21 protein-coding genes and 1 tRNA gene are annotated in these 20503 nt (G+C 62.5%); 9 read left to right on the top strand and 13 right to left on the bottom strand.

The window, feature by feature from the left end; all coding sequences use genetic code 11:
* Positions 1 to 59: 59 nt before the first annotated feature.
* From QP970_RS06950 to QP970_RS06940, 3 genes are read left to right on the top strand one after another with little or no spacing between them, the layout of a single operon-like run.
* Positions 60 to 269, top strand: a complete 210-nt coding sequence (locus tag QP970_RS06950) for a helix-turn-helix transcriptional regulator (protein WP_023017728.1) — start codon at positions 60 to 62, stop codon at positions 267 to 269.
* Positions 262 to 540: a hypothetical protein gene (locus QP970_RS06945; protein ID WP_239267898.1), complete on the top strand. Its 279-nt coding sequence runs from the start codon at positions 262 to 264 to the stop codon at positions 538 to 540. The genes QP970_RS06950 and QP970_RS06945 overlap by 8 nt, the downstream gene beginning before the upstream one ends.
* Positions 492 to 743 (top strand): hypothetical protein, encoded by a 252-nt coding sequence (locus QP970_RS06940; protein ID WP_239275756.1) that lies wholly within the window; start codon positions 492 to 494, stop codon positions 741 to 743. Before QP970_RS06945 ends, QP970_RS06940 begins: the two co-directional genes overlap by 49 nt.
* 431 nt (positions 744 to 1174) lie before the next feature.
* Here QP970_RS06940 and QP970_RS06935 read toward each other — a convergent pair whose 3' ends face one another.
* The 7 genes from QP970_RS06935 to QP970_RS06905 are packed head-to-tail and all read right to left on the bottom strand — an operon-like array spanning position 1175 to position 6931.
* On the bottom strand, positions 1175 to 1735 hold the full coding sequence (locus QP970_RS06935; RefSeq protein ID WP_005280100.1) for a GtrA family protein: 561 nt from the start codon (positions 1733 to 1735) through the stop codon (positions 1175 to 1177).
* Between the two features lie 29 nt (positions 1736 to 1764).
* Positions 1765 to 2553: a pseudouridine synthase gene (locus QP970_RS06930; RefSeq protein WP_239267986.1), complete on the bottom strand. Its 789-nt coding sequence runs from the start codon at positions 2551 to 2553 to the stop codon at positions 1765 to 1767.
* A 52-nt stretch (positions 2554 to 2605) separates the two neighbouring features.
* Complete coding sequence (dapC, locus tag QP970_RS06925) at positions 2606 to 3694, bottom strand: succinyldiaminopimelate transaminase (RefSeq protein ID WP_239275754.1); 1089 nt, start codon at positions 3692 to 3694, stop codon at positions 2606 to 2608.
* A 3-nt stretch (positions 3695 to 3697) separates the two neighbouring features.
* On the bottom strand, positions 3698 to 4021 hold the full coding sequence (gene fdxA, locus QP970_RS06920; RefSeq protein ID WP_023017724.1) for a ferredoxin: 324 nt from the start codon (positions 4019 to 4021) through the stop codon (positions 3698 to 3700).
* A gap of 54 nt (positions 4022 to 4075) precedes the next feature.
* Complete coding sequence (locus QP970_RS06915; protein WP_239267902.1) at positions 4076 to 4453, bottom strand: hypothetical protein; 378 nt, start codon at positions 4451 to 4453, stop codon at positions 4076 to 4078.
* Complete coding sequence (locus tag QP970_RS06910) at positions 4453 to 5322, bottom strand: PIG-L family deacetylase (protein WP_284869797.1); 870 nt, start codon at positions 5320 to 5322, stop codon at positions 4453 to 4455. Before QP970_RS06910 ends, QP970_RS06915 begins: the two co-directional genes overlap by 1 nt.
* On the bottom strand, positions 5312 to 6931 hold the full coding sequence (locus QP970_RS06905) for an ABC transporter family substrate-binding protein (protein ID WP_239267906.1): 1620 nt from the start codon (positions 6929 to 6931) through the stop codon (positions 5312 to 5314). Before QP970_RS06905 ends, QP970_RS06910 begins: the two co-directional genes overlap by 11 nt.
* 89 nt (positions 6932 to 7020) lie before the next feature.
* Between QP970_RS06905 and QP970_RS06900 the strand changes: the two genes are divergently transcribed.
* Positions 7021 to 7677: a GPP34 family phosphoprotein gene (locus QP970_RS06900; protein WP_239267908.1), complete on the top strand. Its 657-nt coding sequence runs from the start codon at positions 7021 to 7023 to the stop codon at positions 7675 to 7677.
* A 12-nt stretch (positions 7678 to 7689) separates the two neighbouring features.
* Here the strand turns inward: QP970_RS06900 and typA are convergent, their stop codons facing one another.
* A complete protein-coding gene (typA, locus tag QP970_RS06895; protein WP_239267910.1) occupies positions 7690 to 9600 on the bottom strand; it encodes a translational GTPase TypA in 1911 nt (636 codons plus the stop codon).
* Between the two features lie 271 nt (positions 9601 to 9871).
* Here typA and QP970_RS06890 point away from each other — a divergent pair, with 271 nt between their 5' ends.
* From QP970_RS06890 to QP970_RS06880, 3 genes are read left to right on the top strand one after another with little or no spacing between them, the layout of a single operon-like run.
* A complete protein-coding gene (locus QP970_RS06890; RefSeq protein ID WP_239267912.1) occupies positions 9872 to 10600 on the top strand; it encodes an Rv1157c family protein in 729 nt (242 codons plus the stop codon).
* Positions 10600 to 11136 (top strand): ribonuclease FAU-1 family protein, encoded by a 537-nt coding sequence (locus tag QP970_RS06885; RefSeq protein WP_239267914.1) that lies wholly within the window; start codon positions 10600 to 10602, stop codon positions 11134 to 11136. Before QP970_RS06890 ends, QP970_RS06885 begins: the two co-directional genes overlap by 1 nt.
* 3 nt (positions 11137 to 11139) lie before the next feature.
* Complete coding sequence (locus QP970_RS06880; RefSeq protein ID WP_239275750.1) at positions 11140 to 12081, top strand: DUF808 domain-containing protein; 942 nt, start codon at positions 11140 to 11142, stop codon at positions 12079 to 12081.
* Position 12082: 1 nt separating this feature from the next.
* Here the strand turns inward: QP970_RS06880 and zupT are convergent, their stop codons facing one another.
* Positions 12083 to 12880, bottom strand: a complete 798-nt coding sequence (gene zupT / locus QP970_RS06875) for a zinc transporter ZupT (RefSeq protein WP_239267918.1) — start codon at positions 12878 to 12880, stop codon at positions 12083 to 12085.
* 35 nt (positions 12881 to 12915) lie between these two features.
* The gene (locus QP970_RS06870; RefSeq protein WP_370657776.1) at positions 12916 to 14832 is read right to left on the bottom strand and encodes a BCCT family transporter; all 1917 of its coding nucleotides are present in this window, start codon (positions 14830 to 14832) and stop codon (positions 12916 to 12918) included.
* A gap of 250 nt (positions 14833 to 15082) precedes the next feature.
* Between QP970_RS06870 and QP970_RS06865 the strand changes: the two genes are divergently transcribed.
* A complete protein-coding gene (locus tag QP970_RS06865) occupies positions 15083 to 16189 on the top strand; it encodes a hypothetical protein (protein ID WP_239267919.1) in 1107 nt (368 codons plus the stop codon).
* A 15-nt stretch (positions 16190 to 16204) separates the two neighbouring features.
* On the opposite strand, the gene selB is transcribed toward QP970_RS06865, so the two are convergent.
* From selB to QP970_RS06850, 3 genes are all read right to left on the bottom strand, one after another.
* Positions 16205 to 17989: a selenocysteine-specific translation elongation factor gene (selB, locus tag QP970_RS06860; RefSeq protein ID WP_239267922.1), complete on the bottom strand. Its 1785-nt coding sequence runs from the start codon at positions 17987 to 17989 to the stop codon at positions 16205 to 16207.
* Positions 17990 to 19318 (bottom strand): L-seryl-tRNA(Sec) selenium transferase, encoded by a 1329-nt coding sequence (gene selA, locus QP970_RS06855; protein ID WP_284869796.1) that lies wholly within the window; start codon positions 19316 to 19318, stop codon positions 17990 to 17992. It lies immediately after the preceding gene.
* A 23-nt stretch (positions 19319 to 19341) separates the two neighbouring features.
* A tRNA-Sec gene (locus QP970_RS06850) sits at positions 19342 to 19436 on the bottom strand.
* Between the two features lie 76 nt (positions 19437 to 19512).
* Between QP970_RS06850 and selD the strand changes: the two genes are divergently transcribed.
* Positions 19513 to 20502, top strand: coding sequence for a selenide, water dikinase SelD (gene selD / locus QP970_RS06845; protein ID WP_284771512.1), 990 nt, complete (start codon positions 19513 to 19515; stop codon positions 20500 to 20502).
* Position 20503: the final 1 nt, after the last annotated feature.

Here is a 20503-nt window from a genome sequence, read left to right as displayed (position 1 = left end):
CCATAATGTAAAGTTTGCTTTACATTAGGTCATGTAAACACGACACGAGAGGTGATGTTGTGGCCGGACAACCCAACATGGTCCGCAAGTGGCGGCGCTGGCGCGAATGGTCGCAAGGCGAACTAGCAGAGCGCGTCGGCGTCTCCCGGCAAACTATCGCAAATATCGAACGCGGCAACTACTCCCCGTCCGTGCACCTCGCATTGGACATCTGCCACGAACTAAACAAAACAGTCGAAGAAATCTTTGGAGCTGAACAACATGATTAACGCCATCGCCAACATATCCCTCAACCAGATGGAGCGCGCCTCCACCGACGAGTTCGAACGTGACATCCTCACCAAGGCCTCCGCCATCACCCTCACCCCAATCACCTTCCTCGAGCTCATCGTCGCCGCCATCCTCGCCTGGTCCCTCCCCGGCCGCCTCAGCCTCCTCGCCCCCTCGCCATCGTCCCTTCCCTCGCCGGCACGTCCCTCAGCGCCGCCTGGATGCGCAGGCACATCGCCACCCCCACCGTCCACTCCAACTGGACTTTGACCGCCCTCTACCTCATCCCGATGTTCCTCTGCTTCGCCGGCATCGCCTACCACGCCTTCACGCTTTCCGATGTCCCTGCCGCCCCCCCCTACCTCATCTGCTCGACCGTAGGCGCCGTCACGGCCGTCCTCATCTCCCCCGCACTCCGACGGAAACAAAACCGCCGCGACCAGTCCCGCCTCGACGCCGAGCTCGAGGACTAATGCTCACTCCCACCGCTATCACGCACTCCACCACCCGCCCTTCGCGCTCACCGCGGACGGCGGGTGGTTTCCGTTTTCTACGCCCCGTGAGCGCGAAGGGGTGCTAGCGTCAGCGGCTCCCGGCCTCCCCACCCTTGCCGCTCACGGGGAGGAGATTTCGCCGACGGCAACCGTTGGCGGTGAGCGCGAAGGGCGAGGCCTCCCGTGCCGCTCACCGGGGGCGAGCGCTGCGCACGAAGTCCACCTCCCCGTGAGCGCGAAGGGAAGGGTGCCTCACACGCACCTGCTTGGCGATGCCCCTCCCTGCCCTTGCCGCTCACCGGCGGGCACAAAAAGACCCCAGCGCCCCACGCTGGTGAGCGCGAAGGGCGGCTGGGGCGGCTGGGGCTGTGCGGATGGCAGGGCCGTGGCCGGCGGCGAAGGGCGGGTAGTTAAACCGGCGCGACCTCGTCGACGACGACTGGCTTATTGGGCTTGGAGCGGAACGTCCAGAGCTTGTTGATGATGAAGTTGATAGGCATCGCCACGACGATGGAAATGGCCTGCGCCCAATAGGACTTGGTGCGCAATCCGGTGGAGTTATCAAAGACATCGGTGGGCAGGCCCACGGGCGAGTTGGGGTTCATTAGCAGCGTCAGGATGACCTGGCTGACGATAAACGCTCCGATTCCCGCCAAAAGGAACGGGAAGAAACCGCGAATCCAGGACACTTTGGACACGGTCCGAAAGGTCCACATGCGGTTGAGCTGGTAGTTCCAGGTATTGGCCACGAGGAAGGAGATGGTGGCAAAGACGTGGTACCAGCGGATGTGGAATGCAGAACCGAAGAGGTTCATGAAGGGGTCCTCGGCAAAGATATCCGCCGCACCAAAGAGTTTCTGCGCGAGAAAATACACGAAGAGGTTAACCGCGGTACCCGAGCCGCCGACAAGACCGAACTTAAGGAATTGCCCAAAATTGGACGCAAAGCGCGCAACGCTGAGGTCTGCCATGGGCCGCCTTTCTTGCCGGAGGTTAGTAATTACCTGATTGTAGTTCCTAAGCCCCGCGAACTGAAAAACTGACGCTCCGAATGTGATAAAGGATCTCTAAAAGATATAGTTTCGTGCAGCAAGGAAAGCGGGCGCGAGAAATCGTAGAGGCTGAGCGGACGCGGCGTGGGATAGGTGTCATCGCCGATGAGCGGGCGCCCAAGATGGTTCAGTAGCACCCGCAGCTGGTGCGTATGCCCCGTCCGCGGCCACATGGTCACCTCCCGCCCCGCAGCGCGCACATACGTCGAGGTCGGCGTGCCATTATCAGCCACGAGCACCTGCCTGCTGCCCCGCGGCTTGTGCATAGGCAGCCTGATTTCCTCATCGCAGAAAAGCGGCTGCTTGACGATGCCCCTATACCTCTTCACCGCCCTCCCCTCCAGGAAGATGCGCTGGTAGGGCGCGCGGGTCGCGGGATTGCGCGAGCAGATGACAAGGCCTGCGGTGAGGCGGTCAAGGCGGTGGAGCGGCACGATTTCGTCTTCGCCGAAGTCCACGCGCAGGCGAGTTTGCAGGGTTTCGCGCTGCAAACGGCCATTCGTGGTGGTGGGAAGAAAGTGCGGTTTATCGGCAACAATGATGTTTTCATCCGCGTGGACGACGGTGTAGACATAGGGGATCGGTTCCTCCGGCGGGACGAAGGGGTGATACCACGCGGGAATGGGCCGCGAAAGTACCGTGTCCGCGGGAAGGAGGGTTCCCTCCGGAAAGGGTGAGTCCCCGGCACGGGCGGCCCAGTACTCGCCTTCTAAAGGAACGCGATCGCGCAAGACCACCTTGCGGGGAGAAATCCCCTCCCGCGCAGGCGGGCGAAACGCGCGAGGCGAGTTAGGCACTGGCGAGGCGTTCGACAGCGGCGCGCACCCGCTCGTCGGTACCGTTTAAGCCGATGCGCACGTGTTGCGCACCCGAGGGGCCGTAAAAGTCGCCAGGTGCAGCGAGGATGCCCAAGGAAGCCAACCAGTCGATGGTCTCGCGGCAGCCTTCGCCGCGGGTGGCCCAGAGATACAGGCCGGCATCCGAGTGGTCGATGGTAAAGCCCGCTTTGATAAGCGCCTGCATCAATTCGGCGCGGCGCGCGGCGTAGCGCTGGCGCTGGAGGGCTTCGGTGGGGTCATCGTCAAGCGCGGCAACCATGGCCGCCTGAATCGGGCCTGGCACGATGAGGCCGGCGTGCTTGCGCAGCTCCAAGAGCTCCGCGATGAGGTCGTTATCGCCGGCGAAGAATCCGGCGCGGTAGGAGGCCATATTCGCGGACTTGGACAGCGAATGCATGGAGATAAGGCCGGTGTTATCGCCGTCGGTCACGCGCGGATCCAAGATGGATACCGGCGGGTTGTCATCGTTCCAGCCCAAGCCCATGTAGCACTCGTCGGAGGCGATGATGGCGCCCGTCGAGCGGGCCCAAGCCACGATGCAGCGCAGCTCCTCTACCCCAGCGACGCGGCCGGTAGGATTGGACGGGGAGTTGATAAATACCAGGGAGGCGTCCTGGAAGTCGTCGTCGGCTCGCAGCGGAGTGGCCCCAGCGAGGAGGGCGCCGACCTCGTAGGTGGGATAGGCCACCGAGGGGAAGGCGACGGTCTCGCCGCGCATGCCCAACAGGGTGGGCAGCCACGCGATGGCCTCCTTCGTGCCCACCACGGGCAGGACGCGGTCCACGTCCATGTGATAGCGGCGGCGGAGAGCGGAGGCGATGGCTTCGCGCAGCTCGGGCGTGCCCTGCGTTTGCGGATAACCGGGGGTCTCGGCGGCAGAGGACAGCGCCAGCTGCACGCCAGGGGCGACCGGATCTACGGGGTTGCCTACCGAAAGGTCAACGATTCCATCTGGATGCGCCTGGGCCTTCTTCTTGGCGCCAGCCAGCGAGTCCCAGGGGAAATCTGGAAGCGATTGTCCTAGCGGTGTGCGGGCCATGAATTACTCCTGATTCTGTGGGGGCAGCGCGGCTACCATTGACGCATCGAAATCTTGCGGGCCGAGGGCTGCCGCTCCACCGGGTGAGCCCAAGTCATCGAAGAATGCTGCGTTGGCATCGTTGTAATCGATCCACTCATCGGGAACGTCGTCCTCGTAGAAGATGGCCTCTACCGGGCATGCGGGCTCGCAGGCGCCGCAGTCCACGCATTCATCTGGGTGGATGTAGAGCATGCGCTTGCCTTCGTAAATGCAATCGACGGGGCATTCCTCAACACAGCCGCGGTCCATTACATCAACGCAAGGTTGAGCGATTGTATAAGTCATGGAGAATCCTTGAATCTTCCTGATTTCATGGGTTTGGGGATGAAATATAGTATGTCACTTCTGCTTTAGGAAAGGCCAAACGCCGCCGCCGATTCCGGCCAAAAGCAGGAGCAAGCTGAGAATATTATTGCCGACGATGACATCACCGGTAATCGGAACCAGCAGCATAAGCGCGAAAAATCCCAGGCCCCACACTATGAGCGGGATGGCCACGATATAAGTTCGATCACTCCACAGCCGCGCCGTACGGGTTAGCACCACGTTAAAGGCGGCGGCGATGACGATGGTGATGGGAAACGCGATGCTCGCGCCATCAGCCAGGGGAATCCGGGCGGTAAGGTAAATGACCTCTAGGAACAGCGATAGCAGGGCGCCGAGGGAGAGCCAGATGAGGCCGGTGACCTGCTCACCGCGGCTAAAATCAGTGCGCATTACAGCTCCCCTAGGAGGTCGGTTGCGGGCTCGCCCCGGCCGAGTTGAAAGTATTCGGCGCGCAGCAACGGCATCAGTAATCTATTGGACAGGCAGTAGGCCCCTGGCACAGCGGCTGGGTCGTGCACGGCGGCCACGGCGGCCTCGGGGTTGGTGGCGGTGGTGGTGCCATCGGCCAGCCAGATTTGCGTGGCGTGGGCGCGCATGGCGGCGCGTTTGGCGTTTAGGGCAGCATCGTCAAGCGCGAAGGCCAGATCCGCGCCGGCGGTGGTGAAGTTATCCAGGTACGCGGCATCGGGCTTGCGCCAACCCGCGGGCGCGTCGAGCGTGTCCAGGCCGGCGTAATTGGCGGCGCGGTCAAAGATCGCCCACCAGATGCGCGCGCTTGCCGATGCCGCCTTCTCCACCACCCTATGCACCGCCACGTGGTCCGGGTGGTTATAGCCACCGTCTGGCCCATAGGTCAGGATGGCGTGCGGCTGGAGAACATCTAATTCCGCGCGGAGCAGGTCTACGGCCTCATCCAGGCGATTGACCAGCGCGCGGGGGTTGTCATGAGAAGGAGAACCCACCATGCCGGAATCGTGGAAGTGGCCGAATCCGCCCAGCTGTATGCCTTCTACTCCTAGGGCGGAGAGGGCACAGGCCAATTCGCGGGCACGGAAGCCACCGAGCTGGTGGTGCTCGGCCAGGCCTTGATAGGGCGCACCGATGACCTCGCCGTCCTCGCCAAGGGTAAGGGTGATGACCGTGACCTGCGCACCGCGCGCGGCCAGGGTGGCAAGGGTGCCGCCGGTAAAAAGCGTCTCATCATCAGGGTGCGCGTGCACCGCAACAACGCGGTAGCCCGCCAAGTCCTTAGTCCTCATCTTTCCTCCAAACCGGCGCTGTGACCAGCCCTTTATCCCAATCATCAATACTTTGGCCGGGGCCTACAATACCCTCCCCTAGCGCGTGCACACGCGTTTCATCTAAGAGCGGGACGTACAACACGTCCTGGGCATTGATCTCGCGGATTCGGCCCAGCGCGGTTGAGGGGCTGATTTTTCCGGAGAGAATGTCCATGCGCGTCTCGGCGGCGTTGTCGGGGCAGAATCCGGAGAGGTCCCCGGCGAGCGGCTGGTCTTCGGCGCAATTGAAGATACTCGCCGCAGAGAGCGAAGTTAGGGTGATATCCTCCCAGGTCACCACCGCATCCACCTTGCCTTCAGGAAGCAGCTTAGAGGTAATTGTGGTAAGCCTATCGGTGGTGACCTCAGCGGGGATGCCGTGGGCCTCGAGGACATCGTAAAGCGTATTTGCCGCAGCCAAAGCCGTGGGGCTGGTCGGATCGACGGCGAAGCGGATGGGCTTCTTGCTGGCGCGCTCGCGCAGCGCCGTCAGGTTTGCTTCCCCGGAGACCGGATTATGCCCGGCCTTCAGGTTAGAGGCGCGGCCGGTGGCCAGCCGGGCAACCTGCCCGGTATCGATAAGCGAGGCCAGACCGCGCCGCGCAGCCGCATCCTCTAACGCACCCTGCTCGGTGGACATGTGCAAGCGCAGCTGGCGCGGGCGGGTGACCGTCTTATCGCTTACGTGGCCCAGCAGTCCGAGCGCTTCCTGCGAGGTTTGGTCCGGGGTAAAGTCCGCGAACCCAATTTGACCGGAACGCAGCATATTCAGCGCCTGGGTGCTATCGCGTACCTCGCGCAGCTGGACGACATCGATGTGGGCGGGGTCAGCGCCCCAAAAGCGATCATTGCGGTTGAGCGTGATGACCCCGCGGCTGCGGTCCACGCTATCGACCGCGAAGCGGCCGGCGGAGGCAGGGATGTCATTGGCCAGCACCGAATCAAAATCGGCATTTTGCAGCAGGTGCGAGGGAAGGAGCTGGTTGAATAGCTGCTTCCAATCCTTAACCCGCTCGGCAAAATCCACCGTGACCACGCGGCCGCCATCGGATGTGGTCACCGCGGAAATGGCGCGGTAGCCCGCCGGGTCCTTGACGCCTGCGGTCGTGGTCATCTTCTTCCACAAGTAGTTGAAATCCGCACCGGAAATCGGGGTGCCGTCAGACCACTGCGCGGGAGAGGCAATAACGTAGCGCACCCGTTGGGCCACGCCCTCCGGCGCGGTGACCTCCGTGGCAGATTCCAGAACGTCTGTGTCCATGCGGCCCCAGTGGAATGTCGAGGGCAAGACCAGCTCCGCGATTTGATCCACGAGCTCGGAGTTATTGGCCACCAAGTGTGGGTTAAGGCCAGCGCGCAGTGGATCGACGCCGATGGAAATGGTGGGCCGCGAATCGTCTTCCTCCGCGCGCGGCGGACCATCGTCCGTCGCGGCCGTGGTTGATTCCGTTTCTTGGACGGTAGATTCCTGGTCGTCCGAATCTTCTACCACCGGCGGTGGGCCAGGATTGGCCGAACACCCGCTGACAAACGCGAGGCCGATGGCGGCAGTGGCAGCAAGTGCACGAGCCTTGAGACTATTTTTCATCGCGGACTACTTTAGTACCTACTTCCCGCCACACGAAGATTCTGCGCGCTAAACTCGGACAAAATCACTGTTGAAGGGATTACCCCACCATGCTTATCTGCCAAGAAATGTTCCTCCTGCTGACCAAGGACAACGGTAAAAAGGAGGCAGTGACCAATAACGAGACCGCCTTGAGCGCCGGCCTTTTTAGCGATTTACTCATGCATGACGCGGTTGGCATAAGTGCAAAGAATAAGGTGCACGCCACGGATAAAAAGCCAGAGCACCCAGTGCTTGCTTGGGCGTGGGATGGCCTGCACGAGCGCCGGACCAGCTCGGTCAAGACGCTACTGCAGGCGAGGTGGTTCTCCCCGCGCGAGAAGATTGCCCAGGATTTTAGGGACCACGGCCAATTGGAGATTGAGGATGCCGCGTGGTGGCAGCTGGGTGGCGACCGCTACATCATGACGGACACGGCGCTAGAAGATGAGGTGCGCGAGAGGCTCGCTGCGGTGCTTGATGGCACCCAAAACCCAAGCGTCAAAGACATGATTATCTTGGATATTCTCCGCGAGGTTAAAGGGGCCTATCCCCTGCTCAAGGAGGACGCGCCCGAAATGAAACGCCGAGAGATGCGCAACCGCATCAAAGAATTAAAACAACAGGTGGATTACGACGATGCCGCCGCCTCTGCGGTAAAAACCATACTGCAGGAGACGACGGCGATTATCACGGCGGTTGCGGCATCAACCGCAGCCACGACTTAGACCGAGGGCAGATTACTTCTTCATCTGCTTAGCGCGGGAGGCGGCGCGCTTGCGGTCGGTGGCGGAAAGCTCGAGCTTGCGCACGCGCAGCACGTCTGGAGCAACCTCGACGCACTCGTCGTTGCCACAGAATTCCAGCGCTTCTTCCAGCGAGAGCGTGTGGGCCTTGGCCAGGGTGACCGTGGCGTCTGCGGTGGCAGAGCGCATATTGGTCAGCTTCTTTTCCTTGGTGATGTTGATGTCAATATCCTCATCGCGGTTATTGGCACCCACCACCATGCCTTCGTAGGCCTCAGCACCTGGCTCGACGAAGAAGTTGCCGCGGTCAGCCAGCTGCATCAGTGCGTACTGGGTGATCTGGCCGGTGCGGTCAGCCACCAGGGAGCCGGTGGCGCGGGACTTGATTTCGCCGGCCCAGACATCGATGCCATCGGAGATGGAGTTGGCGATGCCGGCGCCACGGGTTTCGGTCATGAACTGGGTACGGAAGCCGATGAGGCCACGGGCGGGAACGCGGAAGATCATGCGCACCCAGTCGCCCTCGCGCACGTCCATGGACTGCATCTGGCCCTTGCGGGAAGCCAGCAGCTGGGTGATGGCGCCTTGGTGCTCCGACGGGGAGTCGATGGTGAGGATCTCGTAAGGCTCGTAGGTCTTGCCATCGATCTGCTGGGTAACAACCTGCGGCTTACCGATGGTCAGCTCGAAGCCCTCGCGGCGCATGGACTCGATGAGCACGGACAGAGCCATCTCGCCGCGACCCTGAACCTCCCAGGTATCTGGGCGCTCTGTGGGCAGCACGCGCAGGGAGACGTTACCGATAAGCTCCTGCTCCAAGCGGGCCTTGACCATGCGGGCGGTCAACTTGGTGCCGCCCCCGCGGCCTGCCATCGGCGAGGTGTTCACACCGATGGTCATGGAGATGGCCGGCTCGTCAACGGTGATGCGCGGCAGAGCCTCTGGGTTTTCCGGATCTGCGATGGTGTCACCAATCATGACATCGGAAATACCAGAGATGGCGACGATATCGCCGGCGATGGCCTCTTCGGCCGGCTGGCGCTCGAAGCCGACGGTGCGCAGTAGTTCGGCAACCTTGACGGTCTTGGTGTGCTGGTTGCCCTCATCATCGTAGTGGATCCAGGCCACCTGCTGGCCCTTCTTGATGCGGCCGGCGTAGATGCGCAGCAGCGCGATACGGCCGAGGAAGTCGGAGGCGTCAAGGTTGGTGACGTGCGCCTGCAGCGGGGCATCGACGGTAGCGGAAGGCTCTGGCAGGACGTTGTAGATGACATCGAAAAGCGCCTGCAAGTCCTTGCTATCGGGGACGTTGCCGTCGCCCGGGTTCTCGGTGGAGGCAACGCCGGCGCGGCCGGAGGCGTACAGAACCGGGAGATCGAGCAGCTCTTCAGCGGCGGCTGCGGCTTCCTCGTCCTCGAGGCCAGCTGCGATTTCCAGCAGCAGGTCCTGGGACTCGGTGACAACCTCGTCGATGCGGGCATCGGGGCGGTCGGTCTTGTTCACGCAGACGATGACCGGCAGTTTGGCCTCTAGCGCCTTGGTCAGGACGAAGCGGGTCTGTGGGAGGGGGCCCTCAGAGGCATCGACAAGCAGCACGACGCCGTCCACCATGGAAATGCCGCGCTCAACCTCGCCGCCAAAGTCGGCGTGGCCCGGGGTGTCGATGACGTTGATGATGAGGTCTGCGCCGTCCTTGCCCAGACCCTGGCGGCGGATGGCCGTGTTCTTGGCCAAAATGGTAATGCCGCGCTCGCGCTCCTGATCGTTGGAGTCCATGACGCGGTCCGTGTGCTCACCGTGTTCGCCAAAAGCACCGGACTGCTCCAGCATGCCGTTGACCAACGTGGTCTTGCCATGGTCAACGTGCGCGACAATGGCAACATTACGGAACTCGGTATTACTCACTAGTTGGGTTCTCCTTCGGAGGATCTACAAGCGCTGGTGCGCGAGAAATGTTCTTGAACGACGTCCTACGATACCCCCTAACAGGGCATAGTGCAGCATTGGGGAGCCAAGACGCGACCCAGGCAACCCCGTAACGTCACGCGCGCCTGAAACGACCTACTACTTGACACTTCCCAGCGGATCACTATCGTTACTAGAGTTATTACTGTTACTGCTGTGACTGGTGGGACTATACTGCTTCCCCTCCGCGAGACAATAAGGACCTGATACCGTGAGCCACGCCCGAACTTCCTGGCGCCTAAGCGGACGCACCGGCTACATCGCCGCTGCCACCGCCGCGCTTATTGGCCTCGCTTCTCCCCTGGTAGCGCCCGCACAGGCCTTCGCCCCGGATCTCTCATCGCTGGCACAACAACACATGCCCGCCAGCCCGTTGGATGAGCTCGGCCGCCCCACTCAGGAGACCCAAGACCGCGTGCGCGCCTTTGCCGCGCAGCCGTGGATCCCCGAAGAGGCCCGCAATGCTATCTTGTCTGCCTTGGACTTCTTTGCCGGCAACGGCGACGGTAGTGGCGGTGTCGCTATGCCGCAGGGCGATAATCCACACTTCCGGCAGTTTTATTGGCCTACCGTCTCCGCGCACTGCATCGGTGGCACCAACGCCGCCACAGGCTCTGCCATCGCGGTACCTGGCCCTACGGAAATTCCTGCCCCCGGCGCCGGCGAGGGCGAGACCGCCTTCCTCTTTACCGCCCTGGGCACCCCTCCGGCAGCACCGGACCAAGAAGGCATGAACGTGCAGTGGTTTAATATCAACACCCTGCAAAGCGGCATTACCCCGCTGCACAATAACGGTATCAATCAGGATGGTCCGACGACGCTGTCCGGCACGGCCCACACGGGCAAGGGCCTGGTCGTCGCGCTGCTCTCCGGTTCCGTGAATACCACCGAAGCGCGCTGCGATTTCGCCCCCACCGCCGCCTTCCTAGAGGTGAAGTAATGGCCGTTGATCTCCACCCAGTCAAGCGGGAGACCTTTAATACCGGGAACTTCACCAATACCGATCCCAAGGGCTACCTGCGCCAGGTCGATACCTACACCGAAACCGAGTTTGGCCTGTATATGGCACGCGGTGCCGATCACCCGCGCTTTGGCTACCTCGAATCCTGGCTGCTGCCCAGCCTGAACCTGCGCGCGAATATCTTCCACTTCCGCCCCGGCATCGAGGTGGAGCAGGACTTTTATATCGACGTCGCCGAGATCCAGCGCCAGGGCAACGAGTGGACCACCCGCGATCTCTACGTCGACCTGGTCACCACCACCGGCGAGCCGATTACCGTCCTCGACATCGACGAGCTCTCCGCGGCGACGTCCGCGGGCCTCATTTCCGCCGAGGACGCCGAGCTCGCCATCGACACCACCCTGGACGCGGTCGAGGGAATTACCCGCCACGGCGACGATGCAATGGCCTGGCTTGCCCACCACGGCATAGACTTGTCCTGGTCAGAAAACGTAACTTTAGCCCCCGAAGGATAAGCCATGGCCGGTGGCCTTTTCGCCCTGCTTGACGATGTCGCCCTCATAGCCCGCGCCGCCGCCTCCAGCGTCGACGATGTGGCCGCCTTAGGCGGCAAGACATCTATGAAGGCCATCGGCGTCGTCGTCGATGATGCCGCAGTAACCCCGCAATACGTCGAGGGAATTAAACCGCAGCGCGAGCTGCCGATGATCTGGCGCATCACCAAGGGCTCGCTTATCAACAAGCTCGTCATCATCTTGCCGATTGCGATGATCCTGTCTTGGATCGCCCCATGGGCGCTCACGCCCATCTTGATGTGCGGCGGTACCTATCTGTGTTTCGAAGGCGCGGAAAAGATCCTCTCCTTCTTCAACTCCTCCCCTAGCGATGCAACCGATACCGTCCAGCACAAGGGTCCAGAGGCCGAAGATAGCTTGGTGAAATCCGCCATTACCACCGACCTCATCCTGTCTGCTGAGATCATGGTGATTTCCTTAAATGAAGTCATCGATCAGCCCTTCTGGCTGCGTCTCGGCGCGCTTATCGCCGTTGGCATCATCTTGACCTTGAGCGTCTACGGCGCCGTGGGATTGCTGGTCAAGATGGATGACATCGGCTTGGCCTTAACCCGGCGCCGCGATGGCAACTCCCCGCTGGGCAATGCCTTGGTCAAGGGTATGCCGATCGTGCTGGACATCATCGGCGTCATCGGCACCGCCGCCATGTTATGGGTAGGCGGGCATATCGTCACCACAGGCCTGCACGAATTCGGGGTAGACCAACCGCATGGACTTATCGAGGCCGCCACTGAACACATCCACAACGGCGCGCTGAGCTGGCTCGCCGAAACCGGCTTGTCCATGGTGTGCGGGCTCATCCTCGGCCTTGTCATCGCCAGCATCGTCATGGCCGTTAAGGCCTCGACCGGCTCGCCCTCTGCCACCTCGGCAGCGCAGCACTAAATTACATAAACAGCATGAGCGATACCGCCATAATGGCCATGCCGGCAATAAGGCCGTAGATGGCGTAGTGGTGCTCGCCGGTTTCTTCCGCGGTGGGAAGCAGCTCATCCAGCGAAATAAACACCATGATGCCAGCCACTGCGGCAAAGCTAATGCCCATGGTGGCCGGCCCCAATACCGGTAAGAGCAGGCCAAATCCGATGAGCGCGCCGAGCGGCTCAGCAAGCCCAGAAAGCGTGGCCCACCAGAAGGCCTTCTTGCGCGAGCCGGTCGCCTCCCGCAACGGCACCGCGACGGCGATGCCTTCCGGAATATTGTGGATGGCAATCGCCACGGCCACCGGCACCGCAATCTCCTTGGACTCCAGGCCCGATAAGAAAGTAGCAAAGCCCTCCGGAAAATTGTGCAGGCCCAGCGCGACCGCGGTAAATACGCCCGTCTTCATCAACCTGCCGCGCCGGGCATCTTCTTCCGTCGTGCCGGGTTCGTGCGGGTTAATTTCTTCTGGCACCATTCGGTCAATAATCGCGATGACCGCAATACCGGCGAAGAAGGCCCCTACCGCGGCCCAGGTGCCGGGTTTCTCGCCCCCGAGGGCGTCGCTAAGCTGCTCTATACCCTCCGGCAGGATTTCCATGAAGGAAACATAGAGCATCACACCCGCCGAAAGGCCCAGGGCCGCGGCCATAAATGCGGGCCCTGGCTGGCGCTTTCCCACCGCCAGCGCCCCGCCAATGGAGGTGGACAGGCCCGAGAGCAGCACCAATCCAAAGGCGAAGGCGAACGTGGACAAGGTCATGGTCTGTGACTGTACCTAACTAAAATTATCGAGCCTTAATGAGCGGGCGGGGTCTGTGCATCGTCATCGGTGGAGCCAGAGACGAACTCGCCATCGGCCACCGAAGGATCATCATCCACGTAGCGGCCGGCTTCATAGTCATATCCGATGGCGTGGCCTTCCTCATCGGTACGCGCGTACCACTCGGTGACCTCGGCGGCGGTGGAATCGAATTCGCCGCCGGTGGCGTAATCGGAGTCTCCCGCAGTGGGCTCGACCGACAGGGCAAAGTTATCGCCGTATTCGCGCACGCCGTGAATGACCGCATTGGACACGGCTTGGTGCTCGTAATAGTGGCGGATGGAGGCCGGATCGTGGCGCAGTTCCCTAATCAGGGCAATACACATCAACACGATGATGACGGCAAAGGGAAGCGCCGTAATGGTGATGAGGTTTTGCAGGCCTTGCAGCGCGTTTTTGCCACCGGACATGAGGATGACCACGGCGATGCCCGCCATGCAAATCACCCAAAAGACAGTAACAGTGGCTTTCGGCTGTGGGTTGCCGCGCTGGGTGAGCTGGGAGTTGACCAGCGAGGCTGAGTCCGCAGTGGTGATGAAAAATACCACGAGCATGACAATGACCAGCGGGGCCATCCAATTGGATCCGGGGAAATGGTCCAAGACGTTAAAGAAGATGTCTTCGGCCGCCGGCATGGAATCGATTGTGCCATCGGGGGCGATATCGCCATCGCGGCGCTGCAGCCAAATGGTGGTGCCGCCCAAGATGGTAAAAGCGGCGATGATGATAGCGGAAGGAATAAACAGCACGCCAAGGACGAATTGGCGGATGGTGCGACCGCGGGAAATCTTGGCCACGAATACGCCGACGAACGGCGACCAGGATACCCACCACGCCCAGTAGAACGTGGTCCACGAGGATAGGAAGGAGACCATATCTTCGCCCTCGCCCATGTTGGCGGACAACATTTCGGGGGTGTTATCGAGGTACTCGATGATGACCGCGGGCATCATATTGGCCAGCAAGGCGGTTGGTCCGATGACGAAGAAGAAGATGGCGATGCCCAGCGCCAATGCCAGGTTGATATTGGATAGCCACCGCACGCCCTTAGCCACACCAGACACTGCGGAAAAGATGGTGCCGATGGACAGCACAATGATGATGACCAACGCCGCGGTATTGCCGGCGGTGGACCAGCCGCTGACGATTTCCACGCCGCGGCCGATCTGCAGCGCGCCAATTCCCAAAGTGGCCGCGGTGCCAAAGAGGGTGGCGATGATAGCCAGGCCATCGATAATGCGCGCCGGTGTGGAATCGGTGGAGCGGTTGCCAAAAAGCGGCATCAAGATAGAGCTCATCAGGGGTACGCGCCCGCGGCGGAAGGATACATAGGCCACGCACAGCCCGACGATGGCGTAGATGGCCCACGCATTAAGGCCCCAGTGCATGGCCGATTGGGCCAGCGCGCCAAGCACCGCTTCATCGCTGGCGGCCTCATAGGCACCTGGGCGCGGCGAGAGATAATGGGTAAGCGGTTCGTAGGGTCCGAAGAAGATAAGCCCGATGCCGATGCCCGCACCAAAGAGCATGGCGGCCCAGCTAATCGTGGAAAACTCCGGCTTTTCGCCATCCACGCCGAGTGGGATTTTCCCGTACTTGGAAAAGGCCAGAATCAGCAGCAGGAACATCAGGAAGGTGGCCAGCGCCGTAAAGATCCAGCCTAGGTTGCGCATAACCCAGTCCAGGGCCGTAGAGGAGGTATTAAAGACCTGTTCGGGGGCGAGCACTCCCCACACCACGAAGGCGATAACGAGCCCACCGACGACGCTCAGGATGGTCTTATCCACACCGTATTTAACCTTTTGGTCCTCGATGGATACGCCAGGGACCAAGGCGGGGTGGATATTGTGCGGGTAGATGATGTCGTGCAGGATGCGCTTGGCACCGCGCACGCGCTTTTGGCTTTCTTCCGTATTATTAACGTTTTCCAGCCCATTGGTGGTTCCGTTATCGGGCCGGGGCGATGAATTAGATGACAAAGCCCTACTCCTATTTCGTTATGCACTTTTCAACTTGAGGGAATCATTAATACGTTAACGAACATTGGCTAAAACCACCGACTAAGCGCTGTTTTACCCCCACATGCGTAAAATGAGATCCGTACGTTACGCCCCGCTTTAAAGCTTTGGAGTTACTTTTCCTATGGTGCCCTACCCGCTTGCGACCAGCTACTTCGGCGTCGAACACGTCGCCATCTTGGAACATGTCATCTCCGGCACGGTGCTGAGCATTCCTGGCGTGGGTAGTCAGCCTGCTCTTATCGATGTCTCTTTAGAGCCCGATACCTACTCCAACGGCTGGCGGGTGCGTTCGGAGTTTGGCTTCATCGGTTTTCTCGATGAGGTTGAGGCGGCCGAATACCCTGACCTGCACCGATTGAAGGCCTCACAGGCCACCCCGCAGACGGTGGCCACGGTCGGCATCGTTGACGGCGAACTCGAGGTCGCCGTCTCCCTCGGGCTGTGGCCGTGGCTGCTACCGGTCAATGACCAACCGGCCGAATCAGTACTTCTTGCCGGCGGCCATGGTGCAGTGATTGATACTGGGGCAGGCGATCTGACCGATGAGCAGCTATCTCACTTTGATACGCAGCAATTCTTTGTCACGCTCAAGGTCATCGATAACGCCGTCGTGGCCTCCTGTGGCGATACTGTGCTGGGACCGTGCGGGGCATTAAGCCAGCTGCCGGGCCTGCGCACCGCGTATGCGGCGGCGCAAGAGGCCGGTACTGTGTTGGCCGCCCGTGCCTATAGCGGCGGCGGGATGATCGCGATAGATATCCCGGTAGCGGATGCCACAGAAGCCGAATTATTCTCCCCTGCGGTACCGCCCCTGCGCGTGCCGTCCGGCCGCACCGTGCTGCCTAATGCCACCACTTCCCGTCCTACCACCCCAGCCCCGCCCGAGGAATGGGAGTTCGCGCTGGAGTCCGCCGACATTGCCGGCGATCTTCCCACCGGCTCCCGCCGCCCGGTCAGTCCCGATACCAATGTAGACACTGCGGTCACTGGTTCTGCCGAAGCCTCGCCCGCACCTCGTGCCCGCGACGAGGGCGAGGCTGCGGCACCGCCTGCTAGCAGCGGCTTGGCTGACTTGGTCTCGTCCATGCCGGGCTCACAGAACCTGAGCTGGCGCGCGCTTCCCGTAGCGGAGGAACCGGGCCGCTTTTCTTCCGAGTCCGCCCGCGTGCGCGCCCGGCGCGTGGCGCGCGAGCAGTCCCGCCCGCGCGGCGGAAACCACCGCAAATAGGTCGGCCGCCTCTGTTTAGCGCAGCGTGCGCTTGCCGCCCTCGCCGCGGCGGGTAATGCCGTGGGCATCGAGGTATTCCAGCAGAGGGATGGCCACCCGGCGGGTGGTCCCCAGCGCTTGCCGCGCGGCGGACAGGGTAAAGGGCTGCTCGAGTTCTTCTAGGAGCTCCCGTGCCTTGCCCGGTGCGTCCGGTAAGAGGATGATGCCGTCTTTGAGGCGTAGCAGGCGCCCGGCGCGCTCGGCGGCGGCCAGTTCTTTCTCGCTCAACCCCAGCTCTTTAAGTTCGTGCGCCTCTGGTGCCGCGAAGGGATCCTTATTTAACCTGCTCTCCAATTCGGCCACGGCGGTCTCGGCGGCGCCGAGATCCACGCTGTGGCCGGGCAGGCGGATAAGCCCTTCGGATTCCTCCGCGTGCGCGGCGGCTACCGCCAGGCGCAGGAGCGCGTTGTCCGTGAGCCCCAAGGCATCGAGTGCCGCCTTGCGGGGCATCCCGGGTGCGAGCGGGTTAGCCGCGGCGTGTTCCTGCAGCGCGGTAGTCAGCGCTTCTTTCCAGCGCGTTACCTGGCGGGCGGCAATCCACCACTGGTCGAAGTTAATGACGCCCTGCGGGGCGGCGTCGGTGTCATAACCATCGAATTCCAAGTCCACGCGCCGGGCATAGCCCACGCGCTGCAGGTAGGAGGAAGGATTGCGGAAGGAGCTTAACTCAGCCAGTGCGTTAGCCCGCTTGCGGGCGGCACCGCGGCGGTCTAACTCCGGCGGGCGCACGTCGATGACCTCCACGCCGGCGCTGACATGGCGGCCACCGGGGCTGCGGACAACCAAGCGATCCAGGAGGACTAGCGGCAGAGCGCGCGTTAGGCGCAGGCGGGCAAAATCCGCTGACAGCGGCCGCAGATGCGCTTCTATCCCGGCGGTGCCGCAGTGGACCACGAGGTTATCGGGCAGTTCATCAAGCGCGGTGCCAAAGGTGCGGTGGACGTCCACGGTATCGACGCCGCGCCACGCATCGGGGCTCAGCAGCAGGTCACCGCGGTGGATATCGGCGGCATCGACCCCGCGCAGGTTAACCGCGGCACGTGTTACGGGGCCCAAGGATTCCTGCGCGGTATTTTCGCTGTGCAGGCCGCGGATCTCCACGCGATTGGCGCCCTCTGCGGTGGAGAGCACCAGGGCATCGCCGGTGCGCAGCGTGCCAGCGCTCAGCGTCCCGGTCACCACGGTTCCCGCGCCCTTGACGCTAAAAGCGCGGTCGATCCACAGGCGCACAGGGGCATCGGTGTCGGGTGCGGGCACGCGGGCGACCAAATCATCGAGCGCCGCGCCCAGTTCCGCCAGGCCCTCGCCGGTGTGGGAGGAAACGGGGATGATGGGGGCATCGGCAAGCGGCGTGGCAGAAAACTGCGTGCGCACTTGGGCGGTGACCTCCGCGCGGCGCTTTTCATCGGCGCGGTCGCTGCGGGTCAGGGCGATAATGCCGTGCTCGATACCCAGCGCGTGCAGCGCGTCGCGGTGGTCGGTGGATTGGGCCTGCCAGCCCTCGTCCGCGGCGACCACGAAGAGCACCACGGAGGCAGGCCCCACCCCGGCGAGCATATTGCCAAAGAACTTTTCGTGGCCGGGGACATCGACAAAGGCCACGTCCGCACCGGAAGGCAGCGACGTCCACACAAAGCCTAAGTCAATGGTCAGCCCGCGGCGCTTTTCCTCAGCCCACCTATCCGGATCCATGTCCGTTAAGGCGCGCACCAGGCTGGACTTGCCGTGATCGACGTGGCCGGCGGTCGCGATGACGTACACCTACATCACCGCCCGGATGGCCGCGATGAGCTCCTTGTCCTGGGCCTCGGGCACGCAGCGCACGTCAATGAGGCAGCGGCCTTGGTGCTGGCGCGCCACCACCGGTGGGGTGTGCTGTCGCAGTTTTGGCGCAAGTTCCTCCGGCAGCGCCACCGCAACGCCGGGCAGCGGGTACTCGGGGGCTCCTCCCCCGCCCACGCGGCCAGCGTGCTCAACAATCTCGCCGCCCACCGCCGCGGCGATGGCCTCGGTGCGCGCGCGGTGGCGCGCCGGGTCAAGGTGGAGGGCCTGCTGCACCGCATTGGCGGGCGTTGTGATTGCAGCCTCCAGGGCATTAAGCCGCAGCTTATCTATGCGCACCGCCCGCGCCAACGGGTGCTTTTTCACCGCCGCAATCGCGTCCTTGGTGCCCAATAAAATGCCGGCCTGCGGCCCGCCCAAAAGCTTATCGCCCGAGGCGATGACGATATCCGCCCCGGCCTTGAGCTGCGCATGAATATCGGGCTCGTCTGGCAGCACCGGATCGTGGGTGAGCAAGCCCGAGCCGAGATCCACAATGAGGTGTGTACCCTGCTTCTTCGCCAGGCGCGCCAGCTCGCCCACGCCCACCGAGGAGATAAACCCCTCAATCCGAAAATTGGACGGGTGCACCTTCACAATCGCACCGGTCTCCTCCCCCAGCGCGCCTTCATAATCGTGGAGGTGCGTCCGGTTGGTCGCGCCCACCTCGCGCAGGCGCGTCGCGGTGGATTCAATAAGTTCCGGCAGGCGGAACCCCGCACCGATTTCAATGAGCTCGCCGCGCGAGATGATGACCTCCTTGCCCGGCGCCAGCGCGGCCGTGGCCAGCAATAAGGCCGCCGCACCGTTATTGACCACCAGCGCATCCTCCGCGCCGGGGCACGCCGCCAAAAGCGCCTGGGTGGCACCGGCACCGCGCCGGGACGAGCGCCGCCCGGTGTCTAGATCCATTTCCACGTCGGTATATCCGGCCGCTGCCTGCAGCGCGTCGATCGCGGCATCAGGCAGCGGTGCGCGTCCCAAGTTCGTATGGATGATCACGCCGGTGGCGTTGATGACCGGCTGCAAGGAATGGGTGCTGTGGTCTGCCAAGCGCCGCGCTATTTCTTCCTCCACGCCGGCAACGGGCACGTCCCCGCGGCGGGCGGCGGACAGCACGCCTTGAATCATGGCGCGGATGGCATGTTCGGCGATTATCTCCCGCGCGCTTTCTACCGCGGGGAGCCGCAAGAGCTCATCCATGCGGGGTAAATTCCGGCGGGGATCACGGGCATTATTCGCGGGGCGACCAGCGTTATGGCTCGGCACTCGTTTTCCTCCTTGCGCGCTTTTGGCGGAGACGGACAGGAATCGAACCTGCCAGACCGAGATGCTCGGCCTCACCGGTTTTGAAGACCGGGGCGCCCACCAGGACACGTACGCCTCCGCCTGGCTACTTTACAGATCCCGCGCGCGGCCCACCGCCGCCGCCCCACCACTTTCCGACGGGTAAAATGACCAGCATGACGGAGCAGATTAATCTAACCTCTTTCGCAGCCGGTGGCGGCTGCGCCTGCAAGATTCCCGCCGGGGAATTGGAATCGGCGGTAGAAGGGCTCATCGGCAAGGCCGATCCCAACGTCTTGGTCGGCCTCGACGATGGCGATGATGCCGCAGCGGTCAAGATCGACAACGGCCTCGCCGTGATTTCTACCGCAGACTTTTTCACCCCCATGGTCAATGATCCCTATACCTGGGGCCAGATCGCCGCGGCCAATGCGCTATCTGATGTCTACGCCATGGGTGGCACCCCCATTACCGCCATCAACCTCGTGGGCTGGCCCAATGAGAAGCTCGGCTTGGACGTCCTGCGCGAGGTGCTGCGCGGCGGCATGGATAAGGCCACCGAGGCGGGCATTTCCATCACCGGCGGCCACTCCATTACCGCCCCAGAGCCCTTGTACGGCATGGCGGCGACGGGCATCGTCGATCCCGATAATCTCATGCGCAACGATGCCGCTGAGGCCGGGCTGCCCATTACGCTGACCAAGCCCATCGGCGTGGGCATTTTGAATAATAAGCACAAGGCCACCGGCGAGGTATCCCAGGCCGCCATCGATTCCATGACCGCGCTCAACCGCCAGGCCGCCCAGGATGCGGTCGCCGCCGGTGCGCGCGCGGCCACCGATGTCACCGGATTCGGGCTGCTCGGCCACCTGTACAAGATGTGCCGCGCCTCCGGGGTGTCGGCCGAGCTGGACTTTTCCGCCGTGCCCACCGTAGACGGTGCCACCGACGCTCTCGCGGAAGGCTTTATCCCAGGCGGTTCGCGCCGCAACCTGGATTGGGTGCGCCCACACCTGCAGCCCTCTTCCCTCTCGGAGGAAGAGCTAGTGCTGCTTGCCGATGCCCAAACCTCCGGCGGCCTCCTCATCATCGGCGAGGTCCCTGGCTACCCGGTCATCGGTCGCACTACGCCGCTTTCTAACGATGCCTACATCACCATTTCCTAAG

The organism is Corynebacterium sp. MSK073, assembly GCF_030232085.1.
GTDB lineage: Bacteria > Actinomycetota > Actinomycetes > Mycobacteriales > Mycobacteriaceae > Corynebacterium.
This window is presented reverse-complemented; position numbering and strand designations above follow the sequence as displayed.